This is a genomic window from Nocardioides sp. Z35_8 (assembly GCF_059621125.1).
The window spans coordinates 513,271-534,944 of sequence record NZ_JCAQIE010000002.1; the positions used below are offsets into that span (position 1 = coordinate 513,271).

21 protein-coding genes are annotated in these 21,674 nt (G+C 71.9%); 13 read left to right on the plus strand and 8 right to left on the minus strand.

Features of this window, described 5'->3' with window-relative positions:
- The first annotated feature begins 163 nt into the window (after positions 1 to 163).
- The 5 genes from mobF to AC54T2_RS14210 all read left to right on the plus strand — a co-directional run bounded on the left by mobF (position 164) and on the right by AC54T2_RS14210 (position 5,023).
- Entirely contained in the window at positions 164 to 1,279 is a 1,116-nt protein-coding gene (gene mobF / locus AC54T2_RS14190) for a MobF family relaxase (protein ID WP_496666497.1), read from the plus strand.
- Positions 1,180 to 2,772, plus strand: a complete 1,593-nt coding sequence (locus AC54T2_RS14195) for an ATP-dependent DNA helicase (protein WP_496666498.1) — start codon at positions 1,180 to 1,182, stop codon at positions 2,770 to 2,772. Before mobF ends, AC54T2_RS14195 begins: the two co-directional genes overlap by 100 nt.
- Before the next feature lie 508 nt (positions 2,773 to 3,280).
- Entirely contained in the window at positions 3,281 to 3,511 is a 231-nt protein-coding gene (locus tag AC54T2_RS14200) for a helix-turn-helix domain-containing protein (RefSeq protein ID WP_496666499.1), read from the plus strand.
- A 60-nt stretch (positions 3,512 to 3,571) separates the two neighbouring features.
- Positions 3,572 to 3,694, plus strand: coding sequence for a hypothetical protein (locus AC54T2_RS14205; protein ID WP_496666500.1), 123 nt, complete (start codon positions 3,572 to 3,574; stop codon positions 3,692 to 3,694).
- 12 nt (positions 3,695 to 3,706) lie between these two features.
- On the plus strand, positions 3,707 to 5,023 hold the full coding sequence (locus AC54T2_RS14210; protein ID WP_496666501.1) for a tyrosine-type recombinase/integrase: 1,317 nt from the start codon (positions 3,707 to 3,709) through the stop codon (positions 5,021 to 5,023).
- A 329-nt stretch (positions 5,024 to 5,352) separates the two neighbouring features.
- On the opposite strand, the gene AC54T2_RS14215 is transcribed toward AC54T2_RS14210, so the two are convergent.
- From AC54T2_RS14215 to AC54T2_RS14225, 3 genes are all read right to left on the minus strand, one after another.
- Positions 5,353 to 6,237 carry a hypothetical protein gene (locus AC54T2_RS14215; RefSeq protein WP_496666502.1) on the minus strand — a complete coding sequence of 295 codons (885 nt, stop codon included), beginning with the start codon at positions 6,235 to 6,237 and terminating at the stop codon, positions 5,353 to 5,355.
- A 217-nt stretch (positions 6,238 to 6,454) separates the two neighbouring features.
- Positions 6,455 to 7,531 carry a redox-regulated ATPase YchF gene (gene ychF, locus AC54T2_RS14220; protein ID WP_186340545.1) on the minus strand — a complete coding sequence of 359 codons (1,077 nt, stop codon included), beginning with the start codon at positions 7,529 to 7,531 and terminating at the stop codon, positions 6,455 to 6,457.
- A gap of 109 nt (positions 7,532 to 7,640) precedes the next feature.
- The gene (locus tag AC54T2_RS14225; RefSeq protein WP_496666503.1) at positions 7,641 to 8,477 is read right to left on the minus strand and encodes a M57 family metalloprotease; all 837 of its coding nucleotides are present in this window, start codon (positions 8,475 to 8,477) and stop codon (positions 7,641 to 7,643) included.
- A 186-nt stretch (positions 8,478 to 8,663) separates the two neighbouring features.
- On the opposite strand from AC54T2_RS14225, the gene AC54T2_RS14230 reads away from it, so the two are divergent.
- Together AC54T2_RS14230 and AC54T2_RS14235 are read left to right on the plus strand one after the other, a co-directional pair.
- Positions 8,664 to 9,167 carry a PH domain-containing protein gene (locus AC54T2_RS14230; RefSeq protein ID WP_496666504.1) on the plus strand — a complete coding sequence of 168 codons (504 nt, stop codon included), beginning with the start codon at positions 8,664 to 8,666 and terminating at the stop codon, positions 9,165 to 9,167.
- On the plus strand, positions 9,164 to 10,762 hold the full coding sequence (locus AC54T2_RS14235; protein WP_496666505.1) for a PH domain-containing protein: 1,599 nt from the start codon (positions 9,164 to 9,166) through the stop codon (positions 10,760 to 10,762). The genes AC54T2_RS14230 and AC54T2_RS14235 overlap by 4 nt, the downstream gene beginning before the upstream one ends.
- Here the strand turns inward: AC54T2_RS14235 and AC54T2_RS14240 are convergent.
- On the minus strand, positions 10,759 to 12,564 hold the full coding sequence (locus AC54T2_RS14240) for an acyl-CoA dehydrogenase (protein WP_496666506.1): 1,806 nt from the start codon (positions 12,562 to 12,564) through the stop codon (positions 10,759 to 10,761). The genes AC54T2_RS14235 and AC54T2_RS14240 overlap by 4 nt on opposite strands.
- A gap of 397 nt (positions 12,565 to 12,961) precedes the next feature.
- Between AC54T2_RS14240 and AC54T2_RS14245 the strand changes: the two genes are divergently transcribed.
- Positions 12,962 to 13,741 (plus strand): exodeoxyribonuclease III, encoded by a 780-nt coding sequence (locus AC54T2_RS14245; RefSeq protein WP_496666507.1) that lies wholly within the window; start codon positions 12,962 to 12,964, stop codon positions 13,739 to 13,741.
- A 13-nt stretch (positions 13,742 to 13,754) separates the two neighbouring features.
- On the opposite strand, the gene AC54T2_RS14250 is transcribed toward AC54T2_RS14245, so the two are convergent.
- The gene (locus AC54T2_RS14250) at positions 13,755 to 15,068 is read right to left on the minus strand and encodes an MFS transporter (RefSeq protein WP_496666508.1); all 1,314 of its coding nucleotides are present in this window, start codon (positions 15,066 to 15,068) and stop codon (positions 13,755 to 13,757) included.
- 72 nt (positions 15,069 to 15,140) lie between these two features.
- On the opposite strand from AC54T2_RS14250, the gene AC54T2_RS14255 reads away from it, so the two are divergent.
- From AC54T2_RS14255 to AC54T2_RS14265, 3 genes are read left to right on the plus strand one after another with little or no spacing between them, the layout of a single operon-like run.
- A complete protein-coding gene (locus AC54T2_RS14255) occupies positions 15,141 to 16,139 on the plus strand; it encodes a GlxA family transcriptional regulator (RefSeq protein WP_496666509.1) in 999 nt (332 codons plus the stop codon).
- 52 nt (positions 16,140 to 16,191) lie between these two features.
- On the plus strand, positions 16,192 to 17,370 hold the full coding sequence (locus AC54T2_RS14260) for a DNA recombination protein RmuC (RefSeq protein ID WP_496666510.1): 1,179 nt from the start codon (positions 16,192 to 16,194) through the stop codon (positions 17,368 to 17,370).
- Positions 17,371 to 17,392: 22 nt separating this feature from the next.
- On the plus strand, positions 17,393 to 17,833 hold the full coding sequence (locus AC54T2_RS14265; RefSeq protein WP_496666511.1) for a DUF6542 domain-containing protein: 441 nt from the start codon (positions 17,393 to 17,395) through the stop codon (positions 17,831 to 17,833).
- Positions 17,834 to 17,848: 15 nt separating this feature from the next.
- Here the strand turns inward: AC54T2_RS14265 and AC54T2_RS14270 are convergent, their stop codons facing one another.
- Complete coding sequence (locus AC54T2_RS14270) at positions 17,849 to 18,472, minus strand: L-threonylcarbamoyladenylate synthase (RefSeq protein ID WP_186340536.1); 624 nt, start codon at positions 18,470 to 18,472, stop codon at positions 17,849 to 17,851.
- Positions 18,473 to 18,485: 13 nt separating this feature from the next.
- Positions 18,486 to 19,484 (minus strand): 4-hydroxy-3-methylbut-2-enyl diphosphate reductase, encoded by a 999-nt coding sequence (locus AC54T2_RS14275; RefSeq protein ID WP_489974993.1) that lies wholly within the window; start codon positions 19,482 to 19,484, stop codon positions 18,486 to 18,488.
- Between the two features lie 70 nt (positions 19,485 to 19,554).
- On the opposite strand from AC54T2_RS14275, the gene xseA reads away from it, so the two are divergent.
- Together xseA and AC54T2_RS14285 are read left to right on the plus strand one after the other, a co-directional pair.
- Positions 19,555 to 20,808, plus strand: a complete 1,254-nt coding sequence (gene xseA / locus AC54T2_RS14280) for an exodeoxyribonuclease VII large subunit (protein ID WP_496666512.1) — start codon at positions 19,555 to 19,557, stop codon at positions 20,806 to 20,808.
- On the plus strand, positions 20,801 to 21,001 hold the full coding sequence (locus tag AC54T2_RS14285) for an exodeoxyribonuclease VII small subunit (protein WP_186340533.1): 201 nt from the start codon (positions 20,801 to 20,803) through the stop codon (positions 20,999 to 21,001). The genes xseA and AC54T2_RS14285 overlap by 8 nt, the downstream gene beginning before the upstream one ends.
- 43 nt (positions 21,002 to 21,044) lie before the next feature.
- Here AC54T2_RS14285 and AC54T2_RS14290 read toward each other — a convergent pair whose 3' ends face one another.
- Positions 21,045 to 21,581 carry a DUF4245 domain-containing protein gene (locus AC54T2_RS14290; protein WP_186340532.1) on the minus strand — a complete coding sequence of 179 codons (537 nt, stop codon included), beginning with the start codon at positions 21,579 to 21,581 and terminating at the stop codon, positions 21,045 to 21,047.
- Between the last annotated feature and the right edge of the window lie 93 nt (positions 21,582 to 21,674).

Sequence of the window (21,674 nt, forward strand, 5' to 3'; positions counted from 1 at the left end):
GTCACCCCTCACCTGCCTGCCACACCACCTTCCTTCGCAGCGGCACGCAGCTACGAAGGTTCGTAGATGGGTCGCCCGTGATCGGGCGACCCATGCGGCATTTCTAGGGGTCCGTTGGTTGTCGACGGACGTCGTGGAGGCGGTGGTCCGGGTGCACGGCGGGGTGAAGTTCTACAACGGCGCGGCGAAGGCCGCGCGCGCCTACGTCGAGCGCGACCGCTCCCGGGCCGACGACTACTACCTCGCCGAGGGCACCGGCGTCGCCGAGCGCCTCACGGCGACCCCGGATGGCGTCACCGGAGCCGGTTCGATGGACGGCGAGACCTACGAGCAATGGGTCGCCGGAGTCGACATCGACACCGGACGCAAGAAGGGGCGGGTCCGCGAAGACTCGAGCGCGTTGCGGTTCGTCGAGGTCACCGTCGACGGCCCGAAGACCTGGTCGCTGGCAGCTGCCCTACATCCGGAGATCTCGGCCGCGCTGGACGAAGCCCAGGACAAGGCCGCCGTCGAGATCGTCGGCTGGGTCGCCCAACACGCGACCACCCGAGTCGGGCCGCGTGGACGACAGGTGCAGGTGCCGGTGGAGCGGATCGAGGCCGCGGTGATCCGGCACTACACGTCGCGGGCCGGCGACCCTCACCGGCATCTACACCTCCAGATCAACGCCCGCGTGTTCGCCGCAGGCGCCTGGCGGGGCCTGCACTCGGTGGGTGTGCGCGACATGATCGAGGCGATCAACGGTATCGGGCACGCAGCGGTCGCCACCGACCCGGCGTTCCGGGCGGTCCTCGCCGCACGCGGTTACACCCTGAACGCTGAGACCGGGGAGATCGAGCAGCTCGCGCCGTACGTCGGTGCCTTCAGCGCCCGGACCAGTCAGATCCACCGCAACATCGACCGGTACGAAGCCCACTGGCGGCGCGAGCATCCCGGCGAGGAGCCGGGGCCGCGGCTGCGTGAGGCGTGGGACCGGCGAGCGTGGGCCGAGGCCCGGCCGGACCAGGTCGTCCCCACCGACGGCGCTGACCTGGTCGCGCGGTGGAACTCCGAGCTACGCGCCCTAGGCTACCGCGACCCTGCTGCCCCCGCCGTGCTGGAGGCAACGCGGGTCGGCTGGATCGACCGGGACAGGGCTGCGGAATGGGTGATCTCCCAGCTCGGGGCCAAGCGGTCGGCGTGGAACGCCGCCGACCTCCGGGCAAGGTCGAGGTCCTGCTGGCCCAGACCTATCTGGTCGCGAAGCCCGCCGCGCGGATCGAGCACGCCGAGGACGTGACGGCCCGCGCCGCCGCTCGCTGTGTTCGGCTGCTCGCCTCACCCGACGTGCCTTGGCACGTCCGATCGCTGACCTCGCAGCACGTGGAGATGGTGGAGGCGGACCTCGTCCACCGCCTCGCCCGCCGCGCCAAGCAGCCCGCCAGCCGGGTCCGGCTGCAAGGACGAGGGTTAGTGCGGATCGACCCCACCCAGGCCGCCGTCGTCGGCGCTCTGGCGGGTGAGGGCCAGCTGGTGGTCGTCGAGGGCGCGGCCGGTGCAGGCAAGACCACCGCGTTGAGGTCGGCGCAGGCTCTGCTGGCACGGCAGGGGCATCGGCTGCTGGTGGTGACGCCGACGTTGAAGGCGGCTCAGGTCGCCGCCGCGGAGACCGGCACCGACGGACACTCGGCCGCTTGGCTGATCCACCAGCACGGCTGGCGCTGGGACGATGACGGGCACTGGGCACGCCGACCCGACGCCACACCCGACCCGGCCGCCCGACTGCGACCAGGGGACCTGCTGCTGGTCGACGAGGCGGGGATGCTGGACGAGGACGCCGCTCGCGGGCTCCTGACGATCGCCGACGAGGCCGGCGCGCGGGTCGCCCTCGTCGGCGACCGCCACCAGCTCCCAGCGGTCGGACGCGGCGGCGTCATAGACCACGCCCTCGTGTGGGCCCACCCCACCGCCGTCGTGTCGTTGGAGAAGGTGCACCGGTTCACCGACCCCGGCTACGCCGCACTCTCCCTGCGTATGCGCACCGGCGACGACGCGGCCGCCGCCTTCGAGGATCTGCGCCGCCGAGGTTCGATGGTGATCCATCCCAGCGAGGCCGAACGTACCGCCGCCCTCGCCGAGGCGGGCGCGGGCGGCGACCTCGTCCTCGCCGACACCCGCGAGCACGTGGCCAGCCTCAACGCCGCGATCCGCGACCAGCCACGCGCCAACACCACCCCAGGGGACTCGACCGTTGCGATCGTGACGGCCAGGGGCGAACGGATCGGGCTTGGGGACCGCGTCGCCACCCGCCGCAACGACCCCGACGTCGGGGTCGCGAACCGCCAGACCTGGGTCGTGGCCGGCACTTGCGAGGACGCCAGCCTGATCCTTCACGCCCACGGGCGCGATCGGGAGGTCCCAGCGGAATACGCCACCCGATTCGTCGAGCTCGCCTACGCCACCACCGTCCACGGAGCCCAGGGCGAGACCGTCGAGGCCGCCCACGTCGCCCTCGGCGAGACCACCGGCGCCGCGACGGCGTACGTCGCCATGACCCGCGGCTGCCACAGCAACACCGCCCACCTCGTCGCCGAGTCCCTCGAGGACGCACGGAAGCAGTGGGTCGACGTCTTCAGCCGCGACCGCGCGGACCTCGGCCCCACGCACGCCCGACAACTCGCCATCGACGCGATCGACCGGTACGGCGCGGCCGCCGTATGGCCTCCAATGCCACGACTCCCGGTCCCGGAGTACCGGCCGCCCATCTCACGGCCCTCCGGAATCGGCCTCTGAGAAGCGGGTGTAGCCAACGACTTGGAGAACGCCATTGACCTGCACGAACGCAGCGTTCCCGCTCGCGTTCCCCTCCGTTGTTACCGCATTCCGGTAACGCCCTCGCCCACGCTGATCGGCGTGAATCAGCACCTTCACAAGTCCGCGGGGAAACGACTTAGGGATACCTGTTGACCTGCGGAAACACAGGTCCCCTGGCAGGTATCCCCCTCAGGTTCCCCCGATTCCGGGGAACCTGCCGCCCCATGCTGATCAACACGTACAGGTCGTTCGCGACGACAACCAGCGAGGAGCACCCGATGAGTCCTTGAACTCTCGGACGGGCGCCGCCTGACCTGCGAAAACGCCACCTCAGGGGGGCGCCCGTCCCGAGGACGGGCGGGGCCAGGACGGGCGCGAATTGGTGCCCCCAGCGCGCACCGTAGGGCGCGTACCTCTCGACGACAGACACCCACCCACCACGAACGGCGACGAACGACGCCGGGAACCCAGCCACAAGGAGGCCGCCATGACCACACAACCCAACGCCCCACGACCCCGGCAGAACCCCGGCGACGACATGCTCACCCTCCAGGAAGCGTGCCGCTACCTCCGCGTGCCCGAGGGGACGCTGCGCTACTGGCACCACCTCGGCGCCGGACCTCGCAGCTTCAAGGTCGGTCGCCACGTCCGCTACTGGCGAGCCGACCTCGTCCTCTGGCTCACCGAGCAGACCAACCGTCCCCAGAACCGCAGCTGACCCTGCCCCACCGTCGGATCTCAGAGAGACGATGGAGCGATCCTTGGAAGGAGCATCACGATGGCGGGAAACATCGCCAAGCGAGCGAACGGCAAGTGGCGGGCGCGGTACCGCGACGAGTCCGGCAAGGAGCATTCGCGGCACTTCGACCGCAAGATCGACCCCCAGCAGTGGCTGGACTAGGTCACCTCCGCGGTGGTCACTGGCACGTACGCCGATCCCAAGGCCGGACGGATCACGTTCGCGGCGTTCTTCGGCGAGTGGTCCGCCCGCCAGGTGTGGGCCCCCGGCACAGTGCTCGCGATGTCGCTCGCGGCCAGATCGGTGCCCTTCGCGGGTAAGCCGATGAAGCAAGTCCGGCGCTCGGACGTCGAGACCTGGATCGAGCAGATGAACGCCGCCGGGCTCGTCCCCGGCACGATCAAGACGCGGTACGTCAACGTCAGGTCGGTGTTCCGCGCCGCCGTGAAGGACAGGGTGATCGGCTCCGACCCGACCGACGGAGTACGCCTCCCCCGCGGCCGACGCGCGGAAGTGGCCATGTCGATCCCCACGCCCGAGCAGGTAGGGCAGCTCATGGCCGTGGCCGACGAACGGTTCCAGCCGTTCATCGCCACCTGCGCCTTCGCCGGCCTGCGTCTCGGCGAGGCCGCCGGGGTCCAGCTTGGCGACATCGACTTCCTCCGCAGGTCGCTGAAGGTCTCCCGGCAAGTGCAGCGCGTCCACGGCGGAGCGATCGACGTGCGCGCGCCCAAGTACGGCTCGGAGCGCGTCGTCTACCTCGCCGACAGCCTCATCAACGTGCTCGCCGAGCACGTAACCGCTCACGGCACCACCGGCAAGGATCGGTGGCTCTTCGCCGGGGAGGGCGACGACCCCCCGCATCAGAACACCGTTGGCTACTGGTGGCGGAAGACGCTGCGGGACGCTGGCCTGTCCGGCATCAAGCTTCACGACCTGCGGCACTTCTACGCTTCCGGGCTCATCGCCGCAGGGTGCGACGTGGTGACTGTGCAACGCTCGCTCGGCCATGCGAAGGCGACCACGACCCTCAACACGTACGCCCACTTCTGGCCCACCGCCGAGGACCGCACACGTAGGGCCGCGGAATCGATCATGTCCGCTTCGCTCAGCGATCACGCGACGCCAGTGGCCGGGCGGGCGGGCTGGGCGGGAGCAGAAGGTGACTCCGGCCGCTGCGCCGCTGTCCTTCAGCGACTCCGTGCACGCAGCGGGCCGCTCATGATGCGTCGCGATCCGGCATGCCAAGGTCCGCCAATGTGGGGCGCCGACGATCCTGCGAGGCAGCCCGATCGATGTTCTGCTGGGCCCGCAACAGACCGTTCAATAGCCAGAGGATGCGGATACCGGCGGAAGCGACGACGAAAGCTGCGACCTCAAAAATCCACCACGCCAGACGCCCGTGACCTACCTGTTCGAGGATCGCGGACAACACCGCCAAGAATGCAGCACACAGTGTGCTGCGGATGGGACTCAACCAATTTCGCCTGAGGCTACGACCGCCAAGCTCTCGAACACGGGACCAAGCGTCGCCAGTGATTGTGGAGAATACGACTAGAACGCCGACGAAGCCTGCCACCAACGCTGCCACTCCTGCGAGCCCCATGTACACGGACACGAGCTCGTCGGCATCTCGAACGAGGGCGGCCACGTCGAGCCGTGGCCAACGCCGCGCCGCGAGGACGTGTGCAGATACGAGCGTGAGGACGAGCAGGGAGGCCGATCCAGGCCGATCCTTGAGAGTTGCTACCGCCCGCCGCATGCTTCTCATGATGAACCTAGCCACCGACAAGTGTCAGCGCTCCTCCACAACCTTGAGCCTACCGCTTCCGGTAGTCCTCGATGGCTGCGTGCATCCCTTCGAGCATCGTCTCAACGTCGGGCTGTGACTGGTCGTCGACGGGGAACTCGGCGCGGATGGCGATGCGGTCCTCGAGGAGCTCGTGCGTCTCGGTGCGGAACCCCTCCTCTTGCGGGATCATCAGCGTCGCCTCGATTCTCGAGACACCCTTCGCCCGCCGGAGCCGCCGAGCGGCATTGAGAAGTTCGTCCACCTTCCCGCCCTTCTTGCGGTTGCCGTAAGAGAACGTCAGCGACCGATCAAGGTCGTCGCCGAGGGATTCGGTGGACTCGATCGCCTTCTCGACTTCGCTCAGTGTTCCATCTGGGGCCTCGAACTCGTCCTCAGCAGGAAGCGTGACGGTCAGTTTGGAGACCCCGATCGCCTCGGCGAGCTTTGTGGCGAGCGATTCATCGATCAGCGGCTCCAGGCGGAGTGATCGACCCTGTGGAGGAAAGCCCAGGAGGGTGCCGATCCACGTCTCGATGCTGGACTTGGCGACGAGACCCCGAACAGGTCCAACCATCGCCAGGCGCTCCACGGTTCCAAAGGGCACCAGATAGGCGGTCTCGAACAGGTTGCCATCCGCGAGTGCCAGCGGAATTACGTTCCCCTGATCGTCGAGGACTGCCGGCCAGTCTCCGGGCAGTCTGACCCGTCCGCAGCGGAAGTAGGAGTAGGTGCGAGTAACCCCAACTCCAGCGTCACCGAACCAGGGGGCTGCCTTTATGTTCATCCGTCGTGAAGCGACTGACGAAGCGGAGATGACTTGATGCGCGGAGCTCCAGAAGCCGGACGGAGCTGGATTCACGCTCTCATCCGGCTCGACGATCATTGGCCTGTAGAACCTGACGATCTTCTGCACGAGACGAACCTTGCCTCACAAGGCCACTCAAGCATCGCCTTTCCGGCCGCGTTATCGGGGACGTGTCGCGGAAGCTGATCGGTTGCAGCCGGAAGAGTTGGTGCGCCGCAAGGCGATATCCTCCATGCCCCGATTGAGCCCATCCCGCTGAAATTCTTGCGGACTGTGTGCGACTGGAGGGAGTCGCATCCCCTCTGACCTGCGCAAACACGGCGCGTCAGACATTGAAGCGGAACTCCACCACGTCGCCGTCGGCCATCACGTAGTCCTTGCCCTCCATGCGCACCTTGCCGGCCTCGCGGGCCTTGAGCATGGAGCCGGCGGCCATCAGGTCGTCGAAGGAGACGACCTCGGCCTTGATGAAGCCCTTCTGGAAGTCGGTGTGGATGACACCGGCGGCCTCGGGGGCGGTGGCGCCCTTGGGGATGGTCCAGGCCCTGGTCTCCTTGGGGCCGGCCGTCAGGTAGGTCTGCAGGCCCAGGGTGTCGAAGCCGACGCGGGCGAGCTGGTCGAGGCCCGACTCGGTGATGCCCATCTCGGCGAGCATCTCGTGCGCCATCTCGTCGTCGTCCATCTCGGCCAGGTCGGCCTCGAACTTGGCGTCGAGGAAGATCGCCTCGGCAGGCGCGACGATCTCGCGCATCCGGTCCTTGAGCTCCTCGTCGGCGAGCTCGTCGGCGTCGCAGTTGAAGACGTAGATGAACGGCTTGGCGGTCAGCAGCGAAAGCTCGCGCAGCAGCGACCGGTCGATGTCGGTGGCGATGATCGGGGTGCCGGCCTCGAGCGCCTCCTTGGCGGCCCTGGCCGCCTCCAGGTTGGCGACGAGCTCCTTGACCTTGCGCGACTCCTTCTCCAGCCGGGCGATCGCCCGCTCGACGGTCTCGAGGTCGGCGAGGATCAGCTCGGTCTGGATGGTGGAGATGTCGTTGGCGGGGTTGACCTCGCCGTCGACGTGCGTCACGTCCTCGTCGCGGAAGACGCGGGTGACCTGGCAGATCGCGGCCGACTCGCGGATGTGGGCGAGGAACTTGTTGCCCAGGCCCTCCCCCTGCGAGGCGCCGCGCACGATGCCGGCGATGTCGACGAACTCGACCGTGGCCGGCAGGATCCGGGCCGACCCGAAGACCTCCGCCAGGCGGGGCAGCCGCTCGTCCGGCACCCCGACGACGCCGACGTTGGGCTCGATCGTGGCGAACGGGTAGTTGGCCGCGAGCACGTCGTTCTTGGTCAGAGCGTTGAAGAGGGTCGACTTGCCCGCGTTGGGGAGACCGACGATGCCGATGGTGAGAGCCACGGGCGGGAAGTCTACGGGCGCGCGGCGCGCCGGGGCGAAACGAGGCGGGGCGACGAGAGAGGGCCCGGCCGCTCGGCCGGGCCCTCCTCGGTGCGGTGCTCAGCGCAGGTCAGGACCCGTAGACGGCGCGGACGCCGGTGCGGTCGGTGTTGGTCATCGACAGGTTGCTCGAGGACCCGTTGCACTGCGGGTAGTGCATGATCGACGCCGAGTCGTACGGGGTCAGCGGGCGCCAGTTGTTGTCCTCGAAGCAGGTGCGGGCCTCGGGCCGCGTGTGCTCGTGGCGGAAGCCGAGGGTGTGCCCGAGCTCGTGGGCCATGATGTTGGCCGGCGTCCAGGAGCCGCTGCTCACCAGCGACCTGGCGTTGACCAGCACGTTGCGCTGGCTGTCGGGGCTGCTGGGGAAGAACGCGCGTGCGATGTACTGGGTGGTGGTGGTCGGCTCCACGGAGAACAGCACCGCGTTGTTGGAGGTGCGGCAGTTGCTGTCGGCCGAGGAGACGTAGGTGAAGTTGACCCCCGACGAGGCGGCCTCCCACTGGGCGGCACCACCGGCCATCGCGTTGACGATGGTGGACTTCTGCGTGCCGAAGGAGTTCGACACGCAGTAGGTGAGGTTGCGTGCCTGGGTCGCCGACCACCGGTCGTCGCGACCGTAGACCCGGTTGATGATCAGCTCGCTCGACGGGCCGCCCTCGACCTCGTGCTCGTAGGCGGCGACCATCTCGTCGTAGTAGGCGACGAGCTCCTTGGTGTTGACGATCGTCTCGTCACCGTTGACGACGTACTGGCCGCCGGCGTCGACGTAGGTGGCGGCCTGGAACTCCTCGAAGGAGGGGACCTGGTCCCGGGCCGGGGCTGCGGTGGCGGGCGAGCCGAGGGTGACGGCGACCGCTGCGGCGGCGAGGACCGCGGTGGCGGTCCTGGTGATCCTGCTGTTCGACATGGGTGCGTCCTCTGGGGCAGGGAGTGGATGGAGTCCCTCCAGACCACACCCGGCGCACGTCGCCCGGGAAGCACACCCGGGCCGCAGGTGTGTGCACTGCAGGAACTTGCAATACCACGCCCGCGGCCCGTGCCGCCCCCGCTTGCACAAGTTCGCCGGGCCAGGTGGACCTGCAACACTCAGCGCATGACTGACGTGGGGGCTACACCGGTGCTGCGCGCGCCGGCCAACCGGGTCTCGCCGCGAGCGATCCCGTTCTGGACCGTGGGCGCACTGATGGGCGACACCGTGGTCGTCGTGGGCGCCACGCTCGTGTGGCTGCTCGTCCCGGGCGTGCCGGGCTGGGCGGGCCTCGTCGTGCTCCTGCTCGCGGTCGCAGCGGTGCTCCACGTCGCGCTCATGCCGCGCATCCGCTACCGCGTGCACCGCTGGGAGGTCACCGACACCGCGGTGCACACCCGCTCGGGGTGGATCGGTCGCGAGACGCGCATCGCGCCCATCAGCCGGGTGCAGACCGTGGACTCGCGGCAGGGTGCGCTCATGCGGCTGTTCGGCCTCGCCTCGCTCACCGTCACCACCGCGTCCGCGGCCGGACCGATCACCGTCGACTGCCTCGACGCCGAGACCGCCCGCGAGGTGGTCGCCCGGCTGACCGAGATCACCGCCGCGACGGAGGGCGACGCGACGTGATCCCCGCCCCCGGCGAGGGCTGGGTCCGGCTCAGCCCGCGCAAGCTGCTGCTCGACCCCGTCAAGGCCGTCGGCCAGGCGATCGTGCCCGTCGCCGTCGCGCTGGTGGGCATCAGCCGCAGCGACACGAGGTTCTGGCCGATCATCATCCCCCTCGCGGTGCTCGGGCCGCTGGTCCTCGGCGCGCTCCCCTGGCTCACCACCTACTACCGCCTCACCGACACCCAGCTGCAGGTGCGCCGGGGCGTCCTCAACAAGACCACCTCGACCGCGCCCCTCGACCGGGTGCGCAGCGTCGACCTCGAGGCCTCGCTGCTCCACCGCATCCTCGGGCTGCAGAAGGTCCAGATCGGCACGGGCGTCGACGACGACCGCATGACCCTCGACGCCCTGGCCGCCGCCGACGCCCACGCCCTGCGTACGACGCTGCTGAGGCGCCGCGCCGCGGACGGGTCGGCCCAACCGCCCCACGCCCCCGTCGCCACCCCCGTCGCCACCCCCGCCGCTGGCCCCGCTCCCGACGGAGCGCCGGTCGACCAGGCTGGCGCCCCGACGGCCGCGCCTCCCGCCACGCCTCCCGCTGCGCTGTCGTTCACGCCCCTGGCACCACCTGTCGCGCTCGCCGCGATCGACTGGTCCTGGCTGCGCTTCGCCCCCTTCAGCCTCGGGCGGCTGGTGCTGCTGCTCGGCGGCCTGGGCGTGCTGTCCCAGTTCGCCGACGACCTGCCCATCTGGAACGAGGACACGGCCACGTCGGTGTGGCAGTGGCTCACCCAGTTCGCGGTGCTCGCCATCGTGCTGGCGGTCGCGGTGGGCGGCACCGTGCTGTGGCTGGTCGTCTCGGTCGCCGGCTACGTCCTGCAGTGGTGGGGCTTCCGCCTGGTCCGCGAGCAGGGCTCGCTCCACCTCACGTCCGGGCTCGTCACCACCCGCTCGATCACGGTCGAGGAGGCGAAGGTCCGCGGGGTCGAGATGACCGAGCCGGCGCTGATGCGCCTGGTCGGTGGCGCCGAGCTCGCCACCCTGGCGACCGGCGTCGAGAACGGGGTCACCCAGGTCCTGCCGCCGTGCCCCCGCGACGTCGCCGTCGCGGTGGGCGAGGCCGTGCTCGACCGTCCCGGCCCCCTCACCGGCCCGCTCGTGGACCACGGGCCCGCGGCTCGCCGCCGCGCCTGGTTCCGTCAGCTCCGCCACGCTCTGGAGGTCATCGCGCTGCTGGCCGTCGGCTGGTGGTGGTTCGACCTCGGCTGGTCGTGGCTGGCGGGCATCGCCGTCGTCCTGCTGGCGATCGCCGCGGCGGCCGGCGAGTCGTCGTACCGTCACCTCGGGCACGCCCTCACCACCGACCACCTGGTCGCCGGCAGCGGCACCCTCGCCCGCGTCCGCACCGTCCTCGAGACCGACGGCATCATCGGCTGGGTGGTCTCGCAGTCGTGGTGGCAGCGTCGCATCGGCCTCGCCGACCTGACCGCCACCACGGCGGCCGGCACCGAGCGGGTGGTCGTGCGCGACGTACGCCTCGACGTCGCCGTGGCACTGGCCGACCGGGCCACTCCCGGGCTGCTGACCCCGTTCGTGGAGCCGGCTCCGGCCTAGAACCAGTCGCCGCGCATGTCCAGCGTGGTCGTGTCGCCGCTCGCGAGGAGATCGAGCATCGGGCCCACCTTCGGCAGCTCCCAGCGGTGGAAGAACCGGGCCGCGGCCCGCTTGCCGTCGTAGAAGTCGCCCTGCCGGTCGCCGACCGCGACGAGCTGGTCGAGCCACATCCACGCGACCACGACGTGCCCGGCGGCCTCGAGGTAGACCGTGGCGTTGGCCATCGTCCGCTCCGCGTCGCCGAGCCCGGCGAGGGCCGCGGTGACCGCGCCCAGCCGGTCGAGCGCCGCCCCGAGGGCGTCGGCGTGGGCCGCCGGCTCGCCGCCGAGGTCGCCCGCGCGGGCGACGGTGTCGCCGACCCGGGCCGCGAGGGTCGCCAGCGACGCGCCCCCGCCGCCGAGCACCTTGCGCCCGAGCAGGTCGAGTGCCTGGATGCCGTGCGTGCCCTCGTGGATCGGGTTGAGCCGCTGGTCGCGCCAGTGCGCCTCGACGTCGTGGTCGCGGGTGTAGCCCGCTCCGCCGAGCACCTGGATCGCGAGGCTGCAGCCCTCCTGGCCCCACTGCGCCGGCCACGACTTCGCGATCGGGGTGAGCAGGTCGAGCAGGTGTGCCGTCTCGGTGCGCTCGCGCTCGTCGCGCGCGGTGGCCTGCAGGTCGAGCAGCCGCGAGCAGTAGAGGTTGAGCGCCAGCGCGCCCTCGGCGTACGCCTTCTGGGCGAGCAGCATCCGGCGCACGTCGGCGTGCTCGATGATCGGCACCTGGGGCGACGCCGGGTCGGCCGCCGTCAGCCGGCGGCCCTGCGGGCGGGAGCGGGCGTAGTCGAGCGACTTGAGGTAGGCGGTGTAGGCGGTGGTCACCGCGGACATCCCGACCCCGAGGCGGGCGGCGTTCATCATGTGGAACATCGCGGACAGTCCCCTGCCGGGCTCCCCGACGAGGTGGCCGACGGCTCCCGGCGCCCCGCCGGGTGTGAAGGCGCCGCCGCCGAAGACGGGCGCGGTGTTGACCGTGCCGCGGTTGCCGAGCTTGTGGTTGATGCCGGCGAGCGCCACGTCGTTGCGCTCGCCGATCGAGCCGTCCTCGCCGACGAGGTGCTTGGGGACGATGAACAGCGAGATCCCGCGCGAGCCGGGCGGGGCGTCCGGCAGCCTGGCCAGGACGAGGTGGACGATCGTGTCGCCCATCTCGTGGTCGCCGCCGGAGATCCACATCTTGGTGCCGAAGATCCGGTAGGTGCCGTCGTCGGCGGGCACCGCGCGGGTGACCACGTCGCCGAGGCTGGAGCCGGCCTGCGGCTCCGAGAGCGTCATCGTGCCGAAGAAGCGCCCCTCGAGCATCGGCCGGACGAAGCGGTCGACCTGCGCGGGCGAGCCGTGGGCCAGCAGCAGTCCGGCGTTGGCGACGGTGAGGAAGGCGTAGGCCGCGGTGCCGATGTTGGCCGCGGTGAACCACGCCATGCACGCCGCGTTCACCACCTGCGGGACCTGCTGGCCGCCGACCTCCTCGTCCAGGCTCAGGGTGAGCAGGTCGGCGCGGGCGAACGCGTCGAGGGCCGCGCCGATCTCGGGGATCAGCCGCACGCGCTCACCGTCGAAGGCCGGCTCCTCGGTGTCGCTCCTGCGGTAGTGCGGGGCGAAGTGGTCGGTGGCGAGCTGCTCGCACAGCGCGAGCAGGGCGTCGTAGGTCTCGCGGTCGTGCTCGGCGAACCGGGGCCGCTCGCCCAGCCGCTCCACGTCGAGCCACTCGTACAGCATGAACTCGAGGTCGCGCGCGGAGAGGATCGTGGACGTCGACGGGGGCACGCGCCGACGCTACCCCGCAGCGCCCCGCGCAGAGGTCGTCCGGACAGGACGAACGCCCCCTCCGCTCGGGACAGAAGGGGCGTTCGCCGCCTGGTCCTCAGACGAGGCGTCCGGGGCGGGTCAGGAGCCGGTCACGGCCGCTGGCGGTCCGTCGCCGTCGTGCTGAGGTGGCTCGAGATGCGGCGCGAGGTGCCGAGGGCGGTCGCGCCGAGCCGACTGCGCTGCATGCTGCTCTTCTCTCGTGAGGGGGTGGCACTCGCCGTCTCGGAGGTCGCGCAGCGTCGGAGGTGGTCCGGGGGCCGGCGGAGAGCCGGTGCACGAGTGCCCGAGAAAGGTGCCCACCTACGAACGTCCCCCACGGATCGCGCCCTGTAAAGCCCCTCCTTAGGGTGGGGCCGTGCGCATCGCGACCTGGAACGTCAACTCACTCCGCTCCCGCATCGATCGCGTCGAGACGTTCGTCCAGCGCCACGACATCGACGTGCTGGCCCTGCAGGAGACCAAGGCACGCGAGGACCAGCTGCCCCTCATGGGCCTGCAGGCACTCGGCTACGACGTCGCCGTCGCGGGGGTGAACCAGTGGAACGGCGTCGCGCTGCTCTCGCGCGTCGGACTCGACGACGTCGAGGTCGGCTTCCCCGACATGCCGGGCTACGGCGACCCGCTGGCGGCCGAGTCGCGGGCCATCGGCGCCACCTGCGGCGGCGTGCGGATCTGGTCGCTCTACGTCCCCAACGGCCGCAAACCCGACGACCCGCACTACGTCTACAAGCTCGACTGGCTGGCCCGCCTGCGGGCCGCCGCGAGCGGCTGGCTCGACGGCGAGACGGCGCTGGTCGGCGACTGGAACGTCTGCCCCACCGACGACGACGTCTTCGACGTCAAGCAGTTCGCCAAGTCCACCCACGTCACCCCGCCCGAGCGGGCCGCCTTCCAGGCGTTCCTCGACGACGGCTACGCCGAGGTGACCCGCGCCCACGACCCCGGCTACACCTACTGGGACTACTACCGCCAGCGCTTCGAGCGCGACCGCGGGCTCAAGATCGACTTCGTGCTCGCCTCCCCCGCACTCGCCTCCCGGGTGACCGGCGCGTTCGTCGACCGCGACGAGCGCGACCCCGCCCAGGGCACCGGCTCACCGTCCGACCACGCGCCGGTGGTCGTGGACCTGGCCTGACCCGGCCCGAGCGTCACATCACGCCGGCGGACGGCTGTGCGGCCGGCTGCGGCGTGCGCCGGATGGCGTACGACATCACCGCGGCGACCGCGCAGAGGCCGGCCGCGGCATAGAACGCGGGGTCGTAGGCCCCGGTGAGGTCGCGCACCACGCCCGCGCTGGTCGCGGCGACGGCGGCGCCGACCTGGTGGCTGGCGAAGACCCAGCCGAAGACGATCGGGCCGGCGGCCGCGCCGAACCACTCGCGGCACAGCGCCACGGTCGGCGGCACGGTCGCCACCCAGTCGAGGCCGTAGACGATGATGAAGACCCACATGCTGGGCGCGACGTGCGGGGCCATCAGCGCGGGCAGCACCATCAGACCGACACCGCGCAGGACGTAGTAGCCGACCAGCAGCAGCCGCGGGTCGACCTTGTCGGTGAGCCACCCCGAGGCGATCGTGCCCACGACGTCGAAGACGCCCACCACGGCCAGCAGCGAGGCGGCGGTGGTGGCCGGCATGCCGTGGTCGTGGGCGGCCGGCACGAAGTGGGTCGCGATGAGGCCGTTGGTGGTCATCCCGCAGATCGCGAACCCGCCGCACAGCAGCCAGAACGTACGACTGCGCGCCGCGTCGCGCAGCACCCCGAGGGCGCGGCCGGCGCTCGAGCCGACCTGCTGGTGGGGCGGCGGTCCGGGCTCGGCGTCGGTGGCACCGAAGGCCCGCAAGCCGAGGTCGGCCGGGTGGTTGCGCAGCAGGAGCAGGACCAGGGGCACGACGGCGAGCGCGGCCGCGGCGGCCAGCAGCGCGGCGGTGCGCCAGCCGTGGTGGGTCGCGAGCCAGGCCACGACGGGCAGGAAGATCAGCTGCCCGGTGGCGTTGCCCGCGGTGAGGATGCCGCTGACCAGCCCGCGACGCGCGACGAACCAGCGGCTGGTGATCGTCGCGACGAAGGCCATCGACATCGAGCCGGTGCCCAGGCCGACGAGCAGGCCCCAGCAGAGGATGAGCTGCCAGGGCTCGGTCATGAAGACGGTCAGGCCGCTGCCGAGGGCGACCGTCAGCAGCGCGAAGGTGACGACCGGTCGGACGCCGAACCGGTCCATCAGCGCCGCCGCGAACGGCGACATCAGGCCGAAGAGCATGAGGTTGAGCGAGACCGCCGAGCCGATCAGCCCGTGCGACCAGCCGAACTCCTCGTGCAGCGGGTCGAGCAGCACGCCGGGCACCGAGCGGAAGGCGGCCGCGCCCACCAGCGTCACGAACGCGACACCCGCCACCACCCACGCCCAGTGCAGGCGCGGTGGGCGCTCGACGGCGGGCTCGGGAGGGGTCGTCGTGGTCACGCGCACCATTCTCGAGGCACCGCGGCCACGCTCACGAGTGGCCCGGATGCCAACATGTGAAAGGATTCGGCCATGACATCCCGGGCCCGCGAGCCGCACCGTGTCGTGGTGCTCGCGGTCGCACCGGTCATCGGCTACGACCTCACCATCCCGCCCCAGGTGCTCGGCGAGGCGTACGACGCCGCTGGACGCCCGCTCTACGACGTCCAGGTGGTGAGCCTCGACGGCGCTCCCGTGCGAGCCACCCGCGGCTACGCCATCGCCCCCTCGGCCGGGCCCGAGGCCCTCGCCACCGCGCAGACCGTGATCGTCCCCGGCACCCAGCTCGCGGGCCCGCGCCGCGACGGGACGCTTCCCGACGAGCTGCGCGCGGCCCTCGCCACGGTGCCCGCCGACGCGCGCTGGGTCTCGATCTGCACGGGGGCGTTCGTGCTGGCCGCGGCCGGCGTGCTCGACGGCCACCGCGCGACCACGCACTGGAAGTACGCGGCCGACTTCCGCCGGCTGCACCCGGGCGTCGCGGTCGACGAGGACGTGCTGTTCACCGACGACGGGCGGGTGCTCACCTCCGCCGGGCTGAGCGCCGGCATCGACCTGTGCCTGCACCTCGTGCGCCGCGACCACGGCACCGCCGTGGCCAACGCCGTCGCGCGCCACATGGTGGTGCCGCCCTGGCGTGACGGCGGGCAGGCGCAGTACATCGAGCGCACCGTCCCGCAGCGCGCGGACGAGACCACCGCTGCTGCGCGCGCGTGGGCCGAGGCGCACCTCGACCAGCGCCTCGACGTCGCGACGCTGGCCGAGCACGCGTCGATGAGCGTGCGCACCTTCACCCGCCGCTTCCGGGAGGAGACCGGCCAGTCGCCCGGCGCCTGGGTGACCCAGCAGCGCGTCCGGCACGCCCTGCACCTGCTCGAGGCGAGCGACCTCGGCGTCGACGAGGTGGCGACCCGCGCCGGGATGGGCACCGCGGCCTCGCTCCGCCAGCACCTCCGGGCCAGCGTCGGGGTCTCGCCCTCGGCCTACCGGCGCACGTTCCGAGGCGCACCTCCCGCGACGACGGACGCCTGAGCGCGGGCCCGACCTCCCCGGGGGTGTCGGTGCCGCGGTCCATGCTGGGGCAATGGACACCTTCCCCCTCGTGCTCACCCTGGCGACCGTCCTCGCCGTCGGCCTGGCCCTGGGCGCCGTCATCGGTGTGCTGTGGTCGCGCAGCCGTCCTGCCGACGACCCCGCCATCGCGGCGCTCCAGCAGCGGGTGGCCGACCACGCGGTCGTCCAGGACGGGCTCGAGCGCCTCCAGGACCAGCTCAGCGACCTCGCCCACGACCGCACGGCATGGCAGGCCCAGCTGCACGAGCAGGTCGCCGACATGCGCCGGTCCACCGAGACGCTGCGCCGCGAGACGACGACGCTCGCGACCGCGCTGCGCAAGCCGCAGGTGCGCGGGCAGTGGGGTGAGCTCCACCTGCGCCGCACGGTCGAGCTGGCCGGGCTGGTCGACCACTGCGACTTCGCCGAGCAGGTGCGCGTCGACGACGGCCGGCTGCGTCCCGACCTCGTCGTCACCCTCGCGGGCGGACGCACCATCGCGGTCGACGCCAAGGCGCCGCTGGCCGCCTTCCTCGACCTCACCGCCGCCGACGACCCCGACGAGCAGGACCGGGCCCTGGCCCGCCTCGGCCAGCACGTCCGCACGCACGTCGCCGACCTCGGCTCGCGACGATACTGGGAGGCGCTGGCCGGCACCCCGGAGTTCGTCGTGCTGTTCCTGCCCGGTGAGGCGATCCTCCAGGCGGCGCTGCAGGCGGTGCCCGACCTGGTCGAGCAGGCGGCGGCGCGCAACGTCGTGCTGGCCACCCCCTCCACCCTGATCGCCCTGCTGCGCACGGTCGCCCAGGGCTGGCAGCACGAGGTGCTCAACGCGCAGGCCGCGCAGGTGCAGCGACTCGGGCAGGAGCTGCACGCCCGCCTCGCCTCGATGGCCGGTCACCTCGACCGGGTGGGCCGCTCGCTCAACGCCAGCGTCGTCGCCTACAACCAGGCGATGGGCTCGCTCGAGGGCCGCGTGCTGGTCTCGGCCCGTCGCTTCGCCGACCTGGGCGTGACCACCGAGCAGCTCGACGGCCCGCGCCAGGTCGAGACGGTGCCGCGCTCGGCCGCCGCCCCCGAGCTGGCGGTCCTCGACGACGTCCCCGGAGCCACCGGCGACCCCACCCTCGACGACCTGCTCGACGAGCAGCCGTCCGGCCCCGTGCCCGGCTCGGTCCCCGACGCGGCGCGCCGCGCGCGGGGCGCCTGAGATCGGTCCTAGGTTGAGCCTCGTGACACGGGCCGGCGCGTTCTGGCAGGTCGGGCGGGAGCCGGGCCGGCAGGTGGTGTGCCTCGGGGTGGCCCTCACGCTGAGCGCCGTGGCCCTCGACGTGCTCGTGGCCGGGCGACTGACGATGTTCTTCGACCTGTGCTTCGTGGCGCTGTGCCTGGGCCTGGCCGCGCTGGTGCGCCGCCAGGACTTCTACCTGGTCGCACTGCTGCCGCCCGTGCTCATGCTCGCCGTGTTCGGGTTCGTCGCCCTCGTCGCGCGCGGCGCGCTCGCCGACCCCCGCGACAGCGTCCTGCAGGCGGTCGTCTCCGGGGTCGCGACCCACGGCATCGCCCTGTTCGCCGCCTACGCGGTGTGCCTGGGCTGGCTCGGCTGGCGCCTGCACCGCAGGGGCCACCTCGCCTCCGAGCTCGAGCGCGAGCTCGGGCAGTCGCCCGGCTGAGCGGCGCCCGCCCGCTCAGGCCTCGAAGCGCTCCGGGTCGCCCGCCCCGCGGCGTACGACGACGGGCTCGGGCCCCGACCAGTCGATGACGGTGGTCGGCTCGGCGGTGACCTCGCCCGACTCGACGACCACGTCGACGACGTGGTCGAGGTCCTCCTTGATCTCCCAGCCCATCGTGCGCGCCTCGGTCTCGCCGGGCAGGATCAGCGTGCTGGTGAGGATCGGCTCGCCGAGCTCCTCGAGCAGCGCGCAGACGAGCGGGTGCTGGGGGATGCGCACGCCGACGGTGCGCTTCTTGGGGTGCATCAGCCGCTTGGGCACCTCGCCGGTGGCGGGGAGGATGAACGTGTAGGGGCCCGGCGTGGCCGCCTTGATCGCCCGGAACGCCGAGTTGTCGACGTGGACGAACTGGCCGAGCTGGGAGAAGTCCTTGCACATCAGCGTGAAGTGGTGGCGTTCGTCGAGGTCGCGGATGCGCAGGATCCGGTCGCGACCGTCGCGGTTGCCGAGCCGGGCGCCGAGGGCGTAGCCGGAGTCGGTCGGGTAGGCGATGAGCTGGTCGTCGCGTAGCGCCTCGACGACCTGCCTGACCAGCCGCGGCTGCGGGTTGTCCGGGTGGATGTCGAGGTAGCGGGCCATCTCGTCGCTCCGGTCAGGCCCGCTGCGCCGCGCGGAGGTCGCGCCGCAGCTCGGGGGGCAGCGCGAAGATCAGCGACTCCTCGGCCGAGTGGACCGCCCGCGCGTCGGGGAAGCCCCGCTCGGAGAGGAAGGCGAGCACGCCCTCGACGAGGTCCTCGGGCACCGAGGCGCCGGAGGTGACCGACACGGTCTCGACCCCGTCGAGCCACGCCTCGTCGATCTCGGTGTGGTCGTCGACGAGGTAGGAGGCCTTGGCGCCGGCCTCGAGCGCGACCTCGACGAGCCGCACGGAGTTGGAGGAGTTGCGCGAGCCGACCACGATCACCAGGTCGGCGGCCGCGGAGATCTCCTTGATGGCGAGCTGGCGGTTCTGGGTGGCGTAGCAGATGTCGTCGCTCGGCGGGTCGAGCAGCAGCGGGAACCGCTCGCGGATGGCGGCGACCGTCTCGAGGGTCTCGTCGACGCTGAGCGTGGTCTGCGAGAGCCAGGCGACCCGTGCCGGGTCACGGACCTCGATGCGGGCCACGTCGGCGGGGCTCTCGACCAGCTGGATGTGGTCGGGCGCCTCCCCGGCGGTGCCCTCGACCTCCTCGTGGCCGGCGTGGCCGATCAGCAGGATGTCGTAGTCGTCGGAGGCGAACCGCTTGGCCTCGTGGTGCACCTTCGTCACCAGCGGGCAGGTCGCGTCGATGGTCTTGAGGCCGCGCTCGGCCGCCTGGGTGTGCACGGCGGGCGAGACGCCGTGGGCGGAGAAGACGACCGTGCGGCCCTCGGGGACCTCGTCGAGCTCCTCGACGAAGATCGCGCCGCGCGCCTCCAGGTCGGCCACCACGTGCTTGTTGTGCACGATCTGCTTGCGGACGTAGACCGGGGCGCCGTAGAGGTCGAGCGCCTTCTCGACGGTGATGACGGCCCGGTCGACGCCGGCGCAGTAGCCGCGGGGCGCAGCGAGCAGCACGTTCTTCGCGGTCTCGGGATCGAGGACGGGAGGAAGGCCGAGGTCGGTCGTCATGCGCCGAGTCTACGGGCCGCGCGAGGCCCGCCCGCCCGGCCGTGTCCGGGGCCTCCCCTATCCTCGCCGCGTGCCCTCACTCCGCGACGCCACGGCCGAGTCACCGGCCCCCGTGCGGGCCGTCGCCAACGCCGTCGCCCAGTGGATCGACCGGCTCGGGGGCGTGTGGGTCGAGGGCCAGATCGCGCAGGTCAACCGGCGCCCGGGCGTCAACACCGTCTTCATGACGCTTCGCGACACCGTCGCCGACATCTCGGTCACCCTCACGTGCGCGCGCTCGCTCTTCGACTCGATGAACCCGCCCCTCGTCGAGGGCGCGAGCGTCGTCGTGCACGCCCGGCCCACCTTCTACGCCAACCGCGGCTCCTTCTCCCTGGCCGCCCGCGAGATCCGCATGGTCGGCATCGGCGAGCTGCTGGCCCGCCTCGAGCGGCGCCGCCAGCTCCTGGCCGCCGAGGGCCTCTTCGCGCCCGAGCTCAAGCGCGACCTGCCGTTCCTGCCGGGCTGCGTCGGCCTGGTCACCGCGCCCAACAGCGCCGCCGAGCGCGACGTCCTCGACAACGCGCGGCGCCGGTGGCCGGCGGTGCGGTTCGAGGTGGTCCACGCCGCCATGCAGGGCACCCGCTCCGCCACCGAGGTCATCGAGGCGCTGGAGCGGCTCGAGCGGCATCCCGACGTCGACGTGGTCGTCGTCGCCCGCGGCGGCGGCTCCATCGAGGACCTGCTCCCCTTCTCCGACGAGGCGGTCCTCCGCGCGGTCCACCGCATGCGTACGCCGGTGGTGTCCGCCATCGGCCACGAGCCCGACCAGCCGCTCCTCGACCTCGTCGCCGACGTGCGGGCCTCCACGCCCACCGACGCCGCCAAGCTGGTCGTGCCCGACATGGCCGAGGAGGTGCAGGGCGTCGTCTGGGCCCGCGAGCGGCTGCGCCAGCTGGTCACCCAGCGCATCGCGCGCGAGCAGGAGTGGCTGGCCCAGGTGGGCTCGCGCCCGGCGATGGCCGACCCGCGCAACCTGCTGACCGCCCGCTCCGACGAGCTCGACGAGCTGCTCGCCCGCGCCCGCCGCACCCTGTCGCACCGCCTCGACCGCGCCGCCGACGACATCGGCCACCAACGCGCCCGGGCCCGGGCGCTGTCGCCGCTCGCGACGCTGCAGCGTGGCTACGCCGTCCTGCAGGACGCCGACGGCCACGTCGTCACCTCGGTGACGCAGGCCGCGGTCGGCGCCACCGTGTCGGTGCGGGTCGCCGACGGCCGCATCCACGCCACGACGGACCGCGTCGAGGCAGCCACCCTGTCCGAGGAGGACCCCGATGAGTGACGCCCCCAGCTATGAAGAGGCCCGCGAGGAGCTCATCGAGGTCGTGCGCACCCTCGAGGCCGGCGGCACGACCCTGGAGGAGTCGCTCGCCCTGTGGGAGCGCGGCGAGGCCCTCGCCAAGGTCTGCCAGCAGTGGCTCGACGGGGCGCGCCAGCGGCTCGACGACGCCATGGGCGCCGAGACCGACGGCTGACGCCGCGTCGTCGCCCCCGCGGGAGGTGGTGGCGGCGAGACGGTCAGCGGGTGAGCAGGCCGATGAAGGTCTCGATGTCCTCGACCGGCGCGGAGCCGTAGACCAGGAGTGCGTCGTCGCCGACCTCGGTCGAGTAGCCGTGGTCCCCGCCCTCGTCCGACCACGTCTGCCACGTGTCGGTGACCTCCGAGTCGACGGTGGCGTCACCCTCGGGCTCGGCGTCCTCGTCGATGTAGCGCTCGACCAGGTCGCGCACCGAGGCGTCCTGCTGGCGGAGGCCGACGAACGTGCCGTCGTCGGTGAGCACGCCCATGCCCCAGCGCGGCTCGTCGCCGGCGACCAGGTCGGTGCTCGTCGCCTTCCAGCCCGCCGGCAGCTCGCGCGGGCGGACCACGTCGAGGTCGGCCCGGTCGGCGATCTCGACACTCTCCTGCCAGTCGACCGTGTCGACGGTGTCGTCGACGTCGGCGCGCCACAGCCCACGCCAGGCCACGAACGCCAGCACGGCGATGACGGTGACGATGAGGGCGCCGGTCATGCCGCTGAAGGAGCGGGTGTAACGGCTCGGCTGCTCACTCACGTCGACCATTCTCCCAGCCCGCCGGTCACCCCGCGTCGCCGGGTCGCGAGCTGTCACGCCGCGCATCGACGACGGGTGCACCGGTTCCGCGCG